Origin of the sequence: Campylobacter sp. IFREMER_LSEM_CL908 (assembly GCF_025771545.1) — a bacterium.
GTDB classification, from domain to species: domain Bacteria; phylum Campylobacterota; class Campylobacteria; order Campylobacterales; family Campylobacteraceae; genus Campylobacter_D; species Campylobacter_D lari_D.
Map to the genome: position 1 here is coordinate 1 of NZ_JAKMQK010000017.1, position 15,912 is coordinate 15,912.

Here is a 15,912-nt window from a genome sequence, read left to right on the forward strand (position 1 = left end):
ATAAAGACTTAATAAAGTCTTTATCATATAAAATTATTTTTCCCCTATATAAATAAAATGCTGTATACTTCCTTCAAAATTATATAAATTTATTAATTCATAATCTCCCCAAAATAATGGTTTAAAAGGTTTAAATTTTTCTTTTAATTCTTCAATCGTATTTGTAAAATTTATATAAGTAGATTCGCCATTTAATCTTGGACTAGATTTTACTTCCACTAAACCATTATCTTTAACATCTCCTGCAACAAATTCTTGATAAGCTTTAGAGCTAATCATTGTCGCGAAAATTATTGCTCCATCATTGCATAAATCATAAAATTCTTCAATAGTTTTTTGAAAGTCTTTGTTTGGCAGATAATATAAACTTTGATTTGCAAAAATAAAATCCATTTTTACATCAAATAAATTTTTAAAACTAGAATTTGGTGTAATAACATGAAAATTATTTTCATTTATCCTAGGATCTTTTTTCCAAGTATTTTTTAAACTAGGAACAATATCTATACCATAGGCATTAATACCCCCCCCCCTGTTACATCTTGAAAATACTTAGAATGAACTCCATTTCCACAACCAAAATCAAGTAAATTTCCACTTGTTTTATTTAATTTGTATTTTAAGATTCTCTCATAAAATCTTATAACATGTCCATCTGGATATTGTAAGCCATACCCTTCATTGTCATATTTTTTAGTATATCCTGATAATGAATTATCCATCATTTCTCCTTTAAATTTAAGATATAAATTGATTATACAATAAAATAAGTCTTTGTTATTTATTTTTTAACAAATTTACACTTAACAAAACAACAAAACTAAAAATTAAAAGTATGAGACTATAAATATGAGCTGTGGCAAAATCTAAATTTTCCATACTTTCATATATAGCAATACTAGCTACTTTTGTTTCTCCGCTTAAAGAACCACCTATCATTAATACTATACCAAACTCGCCCATAGTATGTGCAAAACTTATTACTAAAGCACTGAGTATAGCTGGTTTGATACTTGGTAAGATTACTTTAAAAAGTGTGATGAAAGAATTTTTTCCCAAAGAAAAACTTGCTTCTATAATATTTTTAGAAATTAAAGACATTGCATTATATAAAGGATTAAACATAAAAGGTAAAGAGTAAATGCAACTTGCTATTACCAAGCCTTCAAAAGTAAAAGCTAAAGTGATATTAAAATATTTTTCTAAAAATTCTCCAAAAAAAGAATATTTTGAAAATAAAATCAACAAGTAAAAACCAACAACAGACGGTGGTAAAACTAAAGGTAAAGTCATTATAGTTTCTAGAATTTTTTTTGCTCTAAATTGCTTAAAAGTAAAAAGCCAAGCAAGAGGTATGCAAAAACAAAACAAAATTATACAAGTAATAATAGAAAGTTTTATGGAAACTAAAAAAGGCGTCCAATCTATACTTAATAATAATTGCGTCATTATAAAACTTTCTCAAGTCAAAAAAGACTTGAGATTATTTTCCTAAATTTGGCTCCATTTCTATAATTTTCCAAGGAAGCCCTTGGGTATTTAACTCATCCATAAAAGGTTTAGCATCAAATTCTTCCATGTTAAACACACCTTTTCCTTGCCAAATTCCTTTAGCGATTAGCTTTGTTCCTATCATTGCAGGAACTCCAGTAGTATAACTCACAGCTTGCGCTCCAGTTTCTTTAAAGCATTCTTCGTGATTACAAACATTGTAAATATAAACTTGTCTATCTTTTCCATCTTTTACACCACGAATCACACAACCTATATTAGTGTAACCTTTAGTACGAGGACCCAAACTAGCAGGATCAGGAAGTAAAGTTTTTAAAAATTCTATTGGTATTATCTCTCTACCTTGGTGCATAACAGGTTTAATACCTAGCATACCAACATTTTCAAGACATTTCATATGAGTTAAATAACTTTGTCCAAAAGTCATAAAAAATCTTATTCTTTTTAGACCTTTGATATTTTTTACTAAACTTTCAAGCTCTTCGTGATAAAGTAAATAACTATCTTTTACCCCTACTTCAGGATAATCCCACTCCATTTTTATTTCCATAGGATCAGTTTCTATCCATTTGCCATTTTCCCAGTAACGACCTTTAGCAGAAACCTCTCTTAAGTTAATCTCAGGGTTAAAATTAGTTGCAAAGGCATATCCATGATCACCTGCATTACAATCTAATATATCTATATAATGAATTTCATCAAACAAATTTTGCTGTGCATAAGCGCAAAATATATTAGTAACACCTGGATCAAATCCACTGCCTAAAAGTCCTAAAATTCCTGCTTGTTTAAACTTATCATTTCTTGCCCATTGTTCTTTATATTCAAATTTAGCCAAATCAGGATGTTCGTAATTTGCAGTATCTACATAGTGGATATTAGTTTGAATGCACGCATCCATTAAAGCAAGATCTTGATAAGGCAAAGCCACATTTAATAAAATTTCAGCTCCTATTTTTTTAATAAGCTCTACAACAGCAGATGTGTCATCTGCATCTATTTGCTCAGTTTGAATTTCTATACCTAAACGCTCTTTTATAAAAGCTGCTATTTCATCACATTTACTTTTAGTTCTACTTGCTAGAGTTATTTTACTAAAGACATCACTATTCATTGCACATTTTACAGTTGCAACGCGACTTACACCACCTGCACCTATAATTAAAAGATTTTTCATTAACTATCCTTAATTTTTTTGAAAATTGTAACAAAAAAACTTTATAAAGCATTGAAATAAAAAATAATTTTTATAATGTTTTTTTAAAATAAAACAAGTAAAATGATGGTTTTTTAAATTTTTTAAGGACACTTATGAATTTACAAAGTGTGGAATTTTCTTATCCTATTATTATTACTTTTATTACCTATGCATTTTTAATGCTTTTTATAGGTTTTTATTTTTACAAAAAAAATCAAAATAGTAAAGATTATTTTGTTGGAAATGCATCAATGGGACCTGTAATATCTGCCTTAAGTGCAGGTGCTTCTGATATGAGTAGTTGGCTTTTAATGGCTTTTCCCGGTGCTTTATACGCAGCTGGATTGGGACAAATTTATATAGCCATAGGTTTAAGTTTTGGTATGTTTCTAAACTGGACCTTTGTTGCTAAAAGATTAAAGATTTTTTCTCAAATAGCCAAAGAATGTATTACAATTCCTGATTTTTTTGAAAGTCGCTTTCATGATGATAGACATATTTTAAGAAGTATTTGCGCGGTAGTTATTTTAGTATTTTTTACTATTTACATTAGTGCTGGATTAGTAAGTGGTGCTAAACTTTTTGAAAGTGTATTTAATTTACCTTATATTTTTGCCTTAAGTATTGGATTTTTAGTTATTGTTTTATATACTTTTTTAGGTGGCTATAAAGCCGTATGCTGGACTGATATGATACAAGGACTTTTAATGATGAGTTCATTAATTATCATTCCTTTTGTGATGATTTTTGAACTTGGTGGCTTTGGCGAAGCTTTTTCTACTATAAATGATGTAAAACCTCAAGCTTTTGGTTTAGATGGTGGTGGTTGGCTAGTGGTAGCATCAACCTTAGCCTGGGGGCTTGGATATTTTGGCCAACCTCATATTTTAATTCGCTTTATTTCTATAAAAAATGTAAAAGAAATTCCTACTGCGACTTTTATAGGCATAACTTGGATGGTAATTTCTTTATTTGGTGCTGCTATGATAGGATTTTTAGGTATTGCTTATATAGCTAAATTTGATCTTACTTTAAATGATCCTGAAAGAATATTTATTGTAATGTCTCAAGTGCTTTTTAACCCTTGGGTGGCGGGAATTTTACTCAGTGCAATTTTAGCAGCCATTATGAGTACTGCAAGTTCTCAATTGCTAGTATGCGCTTCTAGCTTGGTGCAAGATTTTTATACACAAATCTTAAAAAGAAAAACAAATGATAAAAATATTACTTTGTTGTCACGCTTAGGTGTTTTGATTGTAGCGTGTGTAGCTTTTACACTTTCACTTGATACTCAAAGTCAAATTTTAAACATAGTCTCTTATGCTTGGGCAGGTTTTGGAGCTAGTTTTGGAAGCGTTATTTTATTTTCTTTATTTTATAAAAATATGAGCAAAGAAGGTGCAATAGCTGGAATGGTTAGTGGGGCTTTAACTGTTGTATTTTATAAGCATTTTGGTTCAAATTTTATAGAAATTTATGAAATCATTCCTGGATTTTTAGTCGCAAGTTGTTTTATTATGATTTTTAGTATAATATTTAAAGCAAAAAAACACACAATAAAACATTATGAAAAAATGCTGAAAGAAATTTAAAATGTTTAAATCTTTTTTTTATTCTAAAAAATGGGCTTTATGGGCTTATTTGGGTTTGTTTTTTTTATTGTCTTCTTTATTAGCACAAACCTCTATTAATGTAGCAATAAATGAATGGTATAAAGAATTTTACGATGTTTTACAAGATGCAAAAAATCATAGCATAAATGATTTTTATCATTTTATTAAACAATTTTTATATTTAGCACTGCCTTATGTATTAATCGCTACTATCACGCAATATTTTGGAAGCATATATGCTTTTAAATGGCGCGAGGCTATGACTTTTGATTATATTAAATTTTGGCAAAAAAAAGATGATAACATAGAAGGCAGTTCGCAAAGAATTCAAGAAGATATCTATAATTTTTCAAAAATCATAGAAAGTTTAGGGTTAGCTTTTGTCAAAGCAATTATGACTTTAGTTGCTTTTGTACCAATTTTATGGATGTTAAGCGCACATGTTAATTTACCTATCTTAAAAGATATTAATGGCTCTTTAGTATGGATTGCATTTTTGGTTTCTTTAGGAGGTTTAGTTATATCATGGTTTGTAGGTATAAAACTACCTGGACTAGAATATAACAATCAAAAAGCCGAAGCTGCTTTTAGAAAAGAACTTGTTTTTGCTGAAGATGATAGAAAAAATTACGCAAGCGATGAAAGTATTTTAAGTTTATTTACCGGGCTTAAAATCAATTATAAAAGATTATTTTTACATTATGGGTATTTTAATATATGGCTTTATTTATTTGAGCAAATCATGGTTATAGTGCCCTTTTTAATCATGGCTCCAAGTTTATTTTTAGGACTTATACAACTTGGAATTATCATACAAGTTGGTAATGCTTTTGACCAGGTTAGATCTTCATTTAGCATTTTTATCACCAACTGGACAACTATCACACAGCTTCGTAGTATTTACAAGCGTTTAGATGAATTTGAAAAAAATATAGAATATAGAAAACATTAAATTAATTTAAAATATATCATTATTTTTAAGCTAATTTTATAGTTTTGATTTGATATAATTTTGCGAAATTTTATTAAAGGAGTTTTTTTTGGACCCCAGTCAATCTTTAGACTTAAATCAAACACTACCTACTGTTGCCTCTATTGATATAGGCTATTCTACTTTTATGATTCTTGTTGCATTAGCTTTAGTGCTTTTAAATGGATTTTTTGTTTTATCTGAATTTGCTATTGTTAAAGTGCGTAGATCAAAACTTGAAGAAATGGTAAAAGAGAAAAAACGCAATGCAAAAAAAGCTTTGGAAGTCACTTCAAAACTAGATACTTATTTAAGTGCTTGCCAACTTGGTATTACGCTAAGCTCTCTTGCTCTTGGTTGGATAGGCGAACCTGCTATTGCTAAAATTCTTGAAGTTCCTCTAGCAAATTTAGGTTTAGCTCCAGCATTAATCCATACCATAGCATTTATTATTGCTTTTGCTATTATCACATTATTGCATGTTGTGCTAGGCGAGTTGGTTCCAAAAAGCATTGCTATAGCCATTGCAGATAGAGCTGTTTTATGGGTTGCAAGACCATTGCATTTGTTTTGGTTACTTTTCTTACCTTTCATTAAAACATTTGACTTTTTAGCTGCAGTTTCTTTAAAAATTATAGGTATAAAACCTGCCAAAGAACACGAATTAAGTCACTCTGAAGAAGAGATTAAATTTATTGCGAGTGAAAGCCAAAAAGGTGGAGTTTTGGATGAATTTGAAACTGAAATCATACGCAATGCTGTCGATTTTTCAGATACAGTAGCAAAAGAAATCATGACACCTAGAAAAGATATGATTTGTCTTAATAAACAAAAAAGCTATGAAGAAAATATGCAAATAGTTTGTCAGTATAAACATACACGCTTTCCATATATAGATGGTTCTAAAGATATCATTTTAGGTATGGTGCATATTAGAGACATTATGCAAAATGAACTTAGCAAAGATAAGAAAAATTTAGATGATTTTCTAATCAAAATGATCCTAGTTCCAGAAAATATCAGCATATCTAAAGTTCTTTTTATGATGAATAAAGAACAAGTACATACAGCATTAGTAGTAGATGAATATGGTGGAACCGCTGGTCTTTTAACTATGGAAGATATTATGGAAGAAATTGTTGGTGATATTAACGATGAGCATGATGATTCTAGTCCACATTTTAAAAAGCTTGCAGAAAACATTTATGAATTTCAAGGAAGATATGAAATTAGCGAAGTAGAAGAAATGCTTGATATACGCTTTAATGAAGAATTAGAACAAGTCACTATAGGTGGATATGTTTTCAATCTTTTAGGACGCTTACCGGTGGTTGGAGATAGAATAGAAGATAAATTTTGCTACTACGAAGTCAAAAAGATGGATGGAAATAGCATAGAACGCATTAAAGTTGTACGCAAAAATACTGATGAAGAAGAGTAACAAACTCTTCTTTTTACTTTTCTACAACCCTCAAATCTTATTCATTTTAACTTACAAGGAAAATTTTTATGCAACTACATGATGAAATTAATCAATTTATACAAGAATACAAAAGCATTATGATATCGTCTTTAAATTTAAACAATCAAACCATATGTTCATATACTCCTATTATAAAAAACAAAAATGACTTTTATATTTATATTAGTGAAATTGCCGAACATTTTGAAGGAGTAAAATACAATAATAAAAACATAGAAATTATGTTTATAGAAGATGAAAAAGATTGTATATCAATCTTTGCAAGGAAAAGACTTAAATTTAGAGTTGAGAGCGTAGAAATAACAAGAGATAATCAGCTATTTGAGCAAGTATTAAATACTTATGAAAATGAAGACAATAAAGAAATAATCCAAGTCATTAAAAATATGCAAGATTTTCATTTATTTCAACTTATACTGAAAAATGGAAGATATGTTAAAGGTTTTGGGAAGGCATATGAAATTAATGAAGGAGCAATTAATTTAATTAATTCAAAAGGACATAAATAATTCAAGATGAGCTTTTTGCCCATCTTGATAGATTAACCATTTCTTTTTTTGATAATTTCTTCAGAAACATTTTTTGGAACTTCATCATAGTGATCAAATTCCATAGAATAAGTAGCACGGCCTTGAGTTTGACTTCTAAGATCGGTTGAGTAACCAAACATCTCGGCCAAAGGACAAAATGCTGTAATAATTTTATTACCACCTCTTTCATCCATTGAATTTACTTGACCACGGCGTTTATTTAAATCACCAATAACATCACCCATATATTCTTCTGGAGTTTCAACTTCAACTTTCATCATAGGTTCTAAGATTACAGCACCTGCTTTTCTAGCACCTTCTTTAAAGCCCATAGAAGCTGCAAGTTTAAATGCCATTTCAGAAGAATCCACTTCGTGGTAACTTCCATCATAAACAGTTACTTTAACATCTTCAACAGGGTATCCTGCTAAAACACCATTTTGTAATGCCTCTTGAACACCTTTGTCAACCGCTGGAATATATTCTTTTGGAATTACCCCACCTTTGATATCATTTACAAATTCATATCCACTACCTGGTTCAAGTGGCTCAAGTCTTAAGAATACATGACCATATTGTCCACGACCACCTGATTGTTTAGCGTATTTGTATTCTTGCTCAACTGTTTTTCTAATAGTTTCACGGTAAGCAACTTGAGGTTGACCTACTTCGGCTTCAACTTTAAATTCACGAAGCATTCTATCAACGATAATTTCCAAGTGAAGCTCGCCCATACCTGAAATGATAGTTTGACCACTTTCCTCATCTGTTGAAACTCTAAAGCTTGGATCTTCTTGAGCTAATTTATTTAAAGCAATAGACATTTTTTCTTGATCTGCTTTTGTTTTAGGCTCAACAGCAACTGAAATAACAGGATCTGGAAAATCCATTCTCTCTAAAATAACCTTATCTTTTTCACTTGCCAAAGTATCACCGGTTAGTGTGTCTTTAAGACCAACAACCGCTCCAATTTCTCCTGCATATAAAGTTTTAATTTCTTCTCTTTTATTAGAGTGCATTTTCAAAAGACGACCGATTCTTTCTTTTTTATCTTTTGTTGAGTTGTATGCATAAGAACCGCTTTCTAAACTTCCTCTATACACACGAACGAAAGTTAATTGCCCAACAAAAGGGTCAGTCATAATTTTAAATGCTAGGCCTGCAAACTCACCATCATCAGTTGATTTTACAGAAACTTCTGTACCGTCTTCATATTCACCTTTAATATTAGCAACTTCATCAGGAGCTGGTAAATAAGCAACAACAGCATCAAGTAATGGCTGAACACCTTTATTTTTAAAAGCTGTACCACAAAGCATAGGAACCATAGAAAGACTTAAACATCCTGCTTTAATACCTGCTTTGATTTCTTCTTGAGTAAGCTCTTCACCACCTAGGTATTTTTCCATTAATTCATCGCTTGTTTCAGAAACTGCTTCTATCATTTTTGTGCGATATTCTTCAGCCTTTTCTTTAAGTTCAGCTGGAATTTCTTTTTCTACATAATCAGTTGGTTTATTTTCATCTTCCCATACCAAAGCTTTCATGGTAATAAGATCAATTACACCTTTGAAATTATCTTCAGCACCGATTGGAATTTGAAGTGGAACTGGGTTACCTTTCAAACGATTTTTGATTTGTTCTTCAACATTAAAGAAATTTGCACCAATTCTGTCCATTTTATTTACAAAAACAATTCTTGGAACACCGTATTTATTAGCTTGTCTCCATACGGTTTCTGATTGTGGTTGAACTCCACCTACTGAACAAAACACCGCAACTGCACCATCTAAAACACGCATTGATCTTTCAACTTCGATTGTAAAGTCAACGTGGCCTGGAGTGTCTATAAGGTTAATTTGATGGTTTTTCCAAAAACAAGTTGTAGCAGCAGAAGTAATTGTGATACCTCTTTCTTTTTCTTGCTCCATCCAGTCCATTGTAGCTGCACCATCATGCACCTCACCAATTTTATGACTCATACCTGTAAAGAAAAGAATTCTCTCACTAGTAGTTGTTTTACCTGCATCAATATGAGCTGCGATACCTATATTTCTAACTCTTTTTAAAGGAGTACTTCTTGACATATTTTACTCCTCTTACCAGCGATAATGAGCAAATGCTTTATTAGCTTCTGCCATTTTATAAGTATCTTCTTTCTTCTTGAATGAAGCACCTTTGCTATTAGCTGCATCTAATAACTCTGCTGCTAATTTTTCTATCATAGTTCTTTCGCTTCTTTTTCTAGCAAAAGAAATAATCCATCTTATAGCTAAAGCTTGTTGTCTAGCTGGGCGTACTTCTACTGGCACTTGATAAGTAGCACCACCAACACGACGAGATTTAACTTCTAATAAAGGCTTAATATTTTCAATAGCATCATTAAAAATTTCTATACCTTTTTTTTCTCCACCTTTTTTATCGATAGCTTCTAAAGCACCATACATAATAGTCGTAGCTGTGCTTTTTTTACCATCATACATTAAAGAATTAATGAATTTTGTGATTACTTTGTTTCCATAAATCGGATCTGGCAAGACTTCTCTTACCGGAGCTTTTCTTCTTCTCATAATTTTCCTTCAAATTTATAATTTTACTCAAACAAAATCAAATCTAACGGATTTGTCTGCAATTTTATTACTTAGCTGCTGCTTTAGGGCGTTTCGCACCATATTTAGAACGAGAAACGGTTCTTTTTGCAACACCTGCAGTATCTAAGGCACCGCGAACAATGTGATACTTAACACCTGGTAAGTCTTTTACCCTACCACCACGCACTAAAACAATGCTGTGTTCTTGTAGGTTGTGACCTTCACCACCGATATAACTAATAACTTCAAAGCCACTTGTAAGTCTTACTTTGGCAACTTTTCTTAACGCTGAGTTTGGTTTTTTAGGGGTTGTTGTATAAACCCTAGTGCAAACTCCCCTTCTTTGTGGACAATTTTTAAGCGCTGGAGATTTAGATTTCTCTAAAACTTTTTTGCGCTCTTTTCTAACCAATTGATTTATGGTAGGCACAATAATTCCTTTCTTTAAAAAATGTAATAAACTTTGGATAATATCTAAATTTTACTTACAAAAATATAAACTAAAAACAATTTAAATCTTTTTGCAAATTTTCTAAAAACAAACTCACATGATAAGCATCGGTGCTTGCGTGATTTACATTAATACTTAGTGGAATAAAACATTGATTTTTTTCCTTGATAATTTTCCCACTTGTAAGAATAGGAAAAAAATAATTTTCTTTTTTAGGTAAATGTAAAGAGAAATTCTCAAAAATTTATCCAAGGGATTGCTGAAATATTAAAAGAATTTTTAATATTCTCTTTTACAAACATAGTGTTTTCTTTAATGAGTTGTTTATCATGCTCGAAATTATGTAAAAAGTTTTGAAAATCTTCATTAAATTCAGTCCATAAAACACAAAAAGTCTTTGATTTTTCACAAAAAGCGGTATAACTTGGATGGATAATATCAAAACAAATTAATTTATCATCCTCTAAGTATAATTTAAATTCAGGTATTAAATTAACATTTTTACTTAAAAAATAGATAAAACTACCATAAAAAGAATATTTTTGATTTTTAACAAAAGAATAAAATTTACTAATATCTAATTTAACATTTAATTCAAAATAGCAGGGAAATTTAGTATAAAATTCAAAATGCTCTTTTCTATTGATTTATTTTTTTGATAAAATCCACCAATAAAAACAAAAGGAGATAAAATGGGTTTTTGGGATAGCGTAGGCAAAGTAGCAAAAGATGCGGCAGCTAATTTAGATGCAAAAAGCAAAGAATTACAAGCTACGAAAATAAGATTAGAGAATAAAAGTAGCAATGAATTAAAAAACATCATAAATAGTGAAGGATTTTTTAGTGCCGGTAGAACAGAAAAAGCAATGGCTGTAAAAATTCTAAAAGAACGCGGAGAAATTGATTAAAAATTTCAAACAAACCCTATCTAAAAATAGATAGGATTAAAATCATTGTTTATCGGTATTGTATTGCAAATAAACCACATGGGTAGCTAAATACTCTTCAAGACCATGTTTTCCATCAGCTCCACCTATGCCACTTTTTCTAAAACCTGCATGAAATCCTTGCATTGCTTCAAAATTTTCACGGTTAATATAAGTTTCACCAAATTTTATTTCTCTACTAGCTCTCATTGCTATATCTAAATTTTGTGTATAAATAGAACTTGTCAGTCCATATTCACAATCATTTGCCATGTCAATTGCCTCATCAAGTGTATCAAATTTAGTAATTGGTAAAATCGGAGCAAAAATTTCTTTTTGCATGATCTCATCTTCATGCTTAACATTTGTAAGAACGCTTGCGGGAAAATAATATCCGCTTGTATCGGTAATTTTTCCACCGCATTCTACAACTGCTCCTTTATTCGTAGCTCTCTCAAGCATTGCTAAAGCATTATCAACCCCTGCTTGATTGACAAGCGGACCCATATCAAAATCGCCTTTCAAAGTGTTTCCAACACTTACTTTACTCATGGCTTTTACAAATTTATCTACAAATTCATCATAAACACTTGTATGCACATAAGCTCTTTCGGCACAATTGCAAACTTGTCCGTTATTGCAAATTCTACTTGCCTTAATCGCTTCTACCGCTAAATCAATATCTGCATCTTTACACACTATAGCCGGTGCCTTTCCGCCAAGTTCTAGAGAAACCTTAATGATATTTTTAGCTGCAGCTTCCATCACTCTAGTTCCTGCTTCAACACTCCCTGTAAGACTTACCATACCTATGTTTTCATTACTTGATAATTCATGTCCTACCACACTACCCTTACCTGCAACTAAATTAAATACACCTTTTGGTAAAGAACTTTGCGAGACAAGCTTTGCAAATTCAAAAGCATTATTTGGAGTTTCACTGCTTGGTTTTATAACAATGGTGTTGCCTGTTAGTAAAGCAGGTGCCATCTTTCTTGCGATTAGAAAAAATGGAAAATTCCAAGGTAAAATTCCACCAATTACACCAATGGCGCTTTTATATAAATATATATGCTCATTAGCTCTATCACTTTGTATAATTTCGCCTTCATATCTTCTAGCCCATTCAGCAGTATAATCCATATAATCTGCCGTAAAATTAATCTCTACACTAGCTAAAGCTCTAGTTTTTCCTTGCTCTTGCATTAAAATTTCTGTTAAAAAATTAGCATTTTTGCGTATTAAACTAGCTATTTCTCTTAAATGATTTGCTCTTTCAATCGCTGGTTTAGCTTCCCAATTTTTTTGTGCCTTTTTAGCTGCTTCAATTGCTCTTTGTGTATCTTCTAAAGAAGCACTTGCCACTCTTGATATTACTTCTTTGGTAGCGGGATTTAAAACTTCTATAAATTCGCCATTGTGTGGGATAAATTCACCGTCAATATAATTTAAATAAGTTGTCATTTTTTCTCCTTTTTTAATCTAAATGAAATACTTCTTCCATATTTAGCCACTTTTGTCCTGCATGAGCTAAAGATATTTGGCAGGGATCTGTAACTTTCCACCATTGTTGTGTATTTTTATCTTTTGCCATCTTAGCCATATCTGCATCAAAATCAACACCTGTATATTCAAAATATGCAAACAAATATTCTCCAAATAAATAAATAGAATAATTTTGTATATTACATTCTTTAATCATCTCACAAACACCTTTATAAGGCTTTGCATGAAGATCTTTATACTCTTGTATTTTTTCCTTTTTAATTTTTATAATTTGACCATATCTTTGCACCTATCCTCCTTATAAATTGATAAAGCATTTTTATAAAATATCTTGTCCAAATCTTTAAAAATATTTCCTTCTATGATAAATTTAGCCCATTTAGCTGGAGCTATTTTTGCCACAGGATAATTACTACCAAATATAAATTTATCTTCACTAAAAACATTCTTTAAAAATGAAAAACATTGAGATATAAAATCTCTATGAATTTTTATCGTAAAATCATCTGGTACGGAAATTTTTATCCATAAATTTGGGAAATCTTTTAATTTATGTAATATTTTTTTATATTCATCAAAATAGTTAATTTTAGGACTGCCCATATGATTTAAAACTACTTTTAAATTAGGATTATCAAATAAAAACTTTTCCAATATCCAAAGTTCTTCATTTTTCATGCAAGCTTCAAAAGGTATATTAAAAACATTTAGAAGTTCTAATTTTTCTTTAAAATCTGCTTCAAATAGTCTCTTAGCACCCTTTTTACTAGTATGCATTACCTCTCTAAAAGCACATAAGTGTTCTTTGTACTTTAAATCAGCTAAACAAATAAAAATACCATGTTCTTGTTTTTGCTTTAATGCAAATAAAGCTTCTTTTTCCAAATCATCACTATTTGTTTCAACATACATCGCACCTAAAAAATCAAATTCTTTATACTCATTTTTTGCCCTTAAAAAATCATAATTTTGTTCCAATCTATTATTGCCTTTTATCCACGAAATAGGCATTTTACTTAAATCCCAAAGATGCAAATGAGAATCAAAAATTTTTTGCATTTTTAAGCCTTTATTTTAGAACCAAAAAAACCATACCATGATACATATAAAAATAATGGGGCCATAGCCAAATATCCCATGCTTGTTCCAAAATAATCATTAATTAAACCCATGATAATAGGCATAATAGCACCACCAACTATACTCATAACAAGTAAAGAACCACCTAATTTCACTTGATTAAAAGGAAGATTTTTTGTTGCAACTGCAAAAATAGTAGGAAAAGAAATGGACATAAAGAAAAATAATGCAATTAAAATAACTATACTAATAAATCCGCTAGCAAAATACAAGCATACACATAAAGTCACATTAATAAAAGAATACCATCCTAAAATAGTCTCACCTTTAATTTTCTTCATCAAAGGCGTAGAAAGAATACGACCTAACATAAAAGCAATTAAAGCTATCGAAAAATAATAAGCCCCTTGTTCATCTTTTAGATTTTCATTATGCTCACTAAGATAATTTATAAAAAAAGCTCCTGCACTAACTTGATTTGCTATATACAAAAATTGTGCTAGCAATCCAAAATTAAAATGTTTATGCTTAAAAACTCCAATAGGTTTTGAGGTATCTTTTTGTTCATAATCACTACTTACTGCCGATCCTTCCGGAATTTTATTCAATGCAAAAGCAATCAAGATCAAAATAACAATTGCCGCAATACCAACATACACTAGCTGGACATTACCCATATTAGCAAGTAATGCAGCTTCTATTTGTTCTTTACTTGCACCTTCTTCTTGTTTTGTAATAGATAAAAACAAAGCTCCACCTATGATAGGTCCTAAAAATTGACCCAAACCATTAAAACTTTGCGCAGCATTAATTCTAAAACTAGCATTTTTCTCATCACCAAGTTTTACCATATAAGGATTAGCACTAGTTTCCAAAGAACCAATACCGCAAGCTAAAATAAAAAAAGCAAATAAAAATAAGTAAAAATTAGCTAAATTTGTAGCTGGAATAATCAATAAACAACCTATTGCATACAAGATTAACCCAAAAATAATACCAATTTTATAAGAGTATTTATTTGCTATATATCCAGCAGGTAATGCTATGATAAAATAAGCACCAAAATAAGCGAGTTGCAAAAATCCACTTTCATGTTGAGTGATATGTAAATGATTTTGAAAATTCTTATTCATCACATCAATCAGCCCATAACTAACTCCCCATAAAAAGAAAAGAGAAGTTACTAAAATAATTGCTATTTTTATATTTTTAGAGTTATTTAACATACATCATCCTTATTATTAAATTTCATCCCAATTTAGAGCTCTATCTAAATGGATATATCCACCATCAGGAGTTAAAATTTGCCCTGTTGTGTGTGAAGCAAGAGGGCTTAGTGTAAAAACTGCTGTGTTTGCTATTTCTTCTATAGTTGTAAAACGATGACCTAATGGTATGCATTTTGCTATTTTTTCATATTGAGCTTTTGGATTTGGAAAATTTGACAACCATTTTTCATAAAGAGGAGTCATAACTTCAGCCGGTGCTATAGCATTAATTCTAATATTATCTTTTGCAAAAGCGCAAGCCCATTCTCTTGTAAAACCTATTTGAGCAGCTTTTGCTGAAGCATAAGCTGAAGTTCTACCTTGTCCTGTTAAGCCGGTTTTACTTGTGATATTTAATATACTTCCTTGTTGCTTTTTAATATATGGTAAGCATTCTTTAGTCATAGTATAATAATGAAAAAGATTATTTTCATAAGATTTAATTAATTCTTCAGTTGTAGCATCTTCTATATGTAAATTATCATTTGCTCCAGCATTATTAACCAAAGCATAAATTCCACCATATATATTAACAACACTTTTAACAAGTGTTGAAATTTGTTCTGTATTTTTTAAATCTATTTGATAAAATCCATAATTTCCGCAAATGTCTTTTAGCTCATCATCTTTTTCTTTAGAAATTTCACTTCTTGAAAAAATAATTGGAATCCCACCTTCTAAAGCCCATAATTTAGCAATACCATAACCAATCCCTTTAGCACCACCTGTGATGATACAAATTTTATTTTTAATTTTTAAATCCATAATATATCCTTTTTTATTA

19 protein-coding genes are annotated in these 15,912 nt (G+C 30.3%); 5 read left to right on the top strand and 14 right to left on the bottom strand.

Annotated features, from left to right (window positions below; genetic code table 11):
- Window positions 1-33 precede the first annotated feature (33 nt).
- From L8U04_RS07380 to L8U04_RS07395, 4 genes are all read right to left on the bottom strand, one after another.
- Window positions 34-393 carry a hypothetical protein gene (locus tag L8U04_RS07380; RefSeq protein ID WP_133319916.1) on the bottom strand — a complete coding sequence of 120 codons (360 nt, stop codon included), beginning with the start codon at window positions 391-393 and terminating at the stop codon, window positions 34-36.
- Between the two features lie 110 nt (window positions 394-503).
- The gene (locus L8U04_RS07385; protein ID WP_263660798.1) at window positions 504-722 is read right to left on the bottom strand and encodes a class I SAM-dependent methyltransferase; all 219 of its coding nucleotides are present in this window, start codon (window positions 720-722) and stop codon (window positions 504-506) included.
- A 55-nt stretch (window positions 723-777) separates the two neighbouring features.
- Window positions 778-1,449, bottom strand: a complete 672-nt coding sequence (gene modB / locus L8U04_RS07390; protein WP_263709758.1) for a molybdate ABC transporter permease subunit — start codon at window positions 1,447-1,449, stop codon at window positions 778-780.
- 34 nt (window positions 1,450-1,483) lie between these two features.
- On the bottom strand, window positions 1,484-2,689 hold the full coding sequence (locus tag L8U04_RS07395) for a saccharopine dehydrogenase family protein (protein ID WP_263709762.1): 1,206 nt from the start codon (window positions 2,687-2,689) through the stop codon (window positions 1,484-1,486).
- A 134-nt stretch (window positions 2,690-2,823) separates the two neighbouring features.
- On the opposite strand from L8U04_RS07395, the gene putP reads away from it, so the two are divergent.
- The 4 genes from putP (at window position 2,824) to L8U04_RS07415 (ending at window position 7,285) form a co-directional block, all read left to right on the top strand.
- Complete coding sequence (gene putP / locus L8U04_RS07400) at window positions 2,824-4,302, top strand: sodium/proline symporter PutP (protein WP_263681169.1); 1,479 nt, start codon at window positions 2,824-2,826, stop codon at window positions 4,300-4,302.
- A 1-nt stretch (window position 4,303) separates the two neighbouring features.
- On the top strand, window positions 4,304-5,275 hold the full coding sequence (locus L8U04_RS07405; RefSeq protein ID WP_133319920.1) for a putative transporter: 972 nt from the start codon (window positions 4,304-4,306) through the stop codon (window positions 5,273-5,275).
- Between the two features lie 88 nt (window positions 5,276-5,363).
- Entirely contained in the window at window positions 5,364-6,734 is a 1,371-nt protein-coding gene (locus L8U04_RS07410) for a hemolysin family protein (protein ID WP_263660795.1), read from the top strand.
- A gap of 68 nt (window positions 6,735-6,802) precedes the next feature.
- Complete coding sequence (locus L8U04_RS07415; RefSeq protein WP_263661679.1) at window positions 6,803-7,285, top strand: pyridoxamine 5'-phosphate oxidase family protein; 483 nt, start codon at window positions 6,803-6,805, stop codon at window positions 7,283-7,285.
- A 32-nt stretch (window positions 7,286-7,317) separates the two neighbouring features.
- On the opposite strand, the gene fusA is transcribed toward L8U04_RS07415, so the two are convergent.
- The 5 genes from fusA to L8U04_RS08395 form a co-directional block, all read right to left on the bottom strand.
- A complete protein-coding gene (gene fusA, locus L8U04_RS07420) occupies window positions 7,318-9,393 on the bottom strand; it encodes an elongation factor G (RefSeq protein WP_039617755.1) in 2,076 nt (691 codons plus the stop codon).
- A gap of 12 nt (window positions 9,394-9,405) precedes the next feature.
- On the bottom strand, window positions 9,406-9,876 hold the full coding sequence (rpsG, locus tag L8U04_RS07425; protein WP_012661188.1) for a 30S ribosomal protein S7: 471 nt from the start codon (window positions 9,874-9,876) through the stop codon (window positions 9,406-9,408).
- Window positions 9,877-9,943: 67 nt separating this feature from the next.
- Window positions 9,944-10,327: a 30S ribosomal protein S12 gene (rpsL, locus tag L8U04_RS07430; protein ID WP_012661187.1), complete on the bottom strand. Its 384-nt coding sequence runs from the start codon at window positions 10,325-10,327 to the stop codon at window positions 9,944-9,946.
- Window positions 10,328-10,397: 70 nt separating this feature from the next.
- The gene (locus L8U04_RS08390) at window positions 10,398-10,592 is read right to left on the bottom strand and encodes a CatA-like O-acetyltransferase (protein ID WP_412175299.1); all 195 of its coding nucleotides are present in this window, start codon (window positions 10,590-10,592) and stop codon (window positions 10,398-10,400) included.
- The gene (locus tag L8U04_RS08395; protein WP_412175300.1) at window positions 10,585-10,995 is read right to left on the bottom strand and encodes a CatA-like O-acetyltransferase; all 411 of its coding nucleotides are present in this window, start codon (window positions 10,993-10,995) and stop codon (window positions 10,585-10,587) included. The genes L8U04_RS08390 and L8U04_RS08395 overlap by 8 nt, the downstream gene beginning before the upstream one ends.
- A gap of 45 nt (window positions 10,996-11,040) precedes the next feature.
- Between L8U04_RS08395 and L8U04_RS07435 the strand changes: the two genes are divergently transcribed.
- Window positions 11,041-11,256, top strand: a complete 216-nt coding sequence (locus tag L8U04_RS07435) for a transposase (RefSeq protein WP_263659889.1) — start codon at window positions 11,041-11,043, stop codon at window positions 11,254-11,256.
- A 42-nt stretch (window positions 11,257-11,298) separates the two neighbouring features.
- Here L8U04_RS07435 and aldA read toward each other — a convergent pair whose 3' ends face one another.
- The 5 genes from aldA to L8U04_RS07460 are packed head-to-tail and all read right to left on the bottom strand — an operon-like array spanning window position 11,299 to window position 15,893.
- Complete coding sequence (gene aldA, locus L8U04_RS07440) at window positions 11,299-12,738, bottom strand: aldehyde dehydrogenase (protein ID WP_263661680.1); 1,440 nt, start codon at window positions 12,736-12,738, stop codon at window positions 11,299-11,301.
- A gap of 13 nt (window positions 12,739-12,751) precedes the next feature.
- Window positions 12,752-13,069: an L-rhamnose mutarotase gene (locus L8U04_RS07445; RefSeq protein ID WP_133319925.1), complete on the bottom strand. Its 318-nt coding sequence runs from the start codon at window positions 13,067-13,069 to the stop codon at window positions 12,752-12,754.
- The gene (locus L8U04_RS07450; RefSeq protein WP_263660792.1) at window positions 13,045-13,839 is read right to left on the bottom strand and encodes an amidohydrolase family protein; all 795 of its coding nucleotides are present in this window, start codon (window positions 13,837-13,839) and stop codon (window positions 13,045-13,047) included. Before L8U04_RS07450 ends, L8U04_RS07445 begins: the two co-directional genes overlap by 25 nt.
- Window positions 13,840-13,841: 2 nt before the next feature.
- Complete coding sequence (gene fucP, locus L8U04_RS07455; RefSeq protein ID WP_263661681.1) at window positions 13,842-15,086, bottom strand: L-fucose:H+ symporter permease; 1,245 nt, start codon at window positions 15,084-15,086, stop codon at window positions 13,842-13,844.
- Window positions 15,087-15,101: 15 nt separating this feature from the next.
- A complete protein-coding gene (locus L8U04_RS07460) occupies window positions 15,102-15,893 on the bottom strand; it encodes an SDR family oxidoreductase (protein WP_263661682.1) in 792 nt (263 codons plus the stop codon).
- Window positions 15,894-15,912 lie beyond the last annotated feature (19 nt).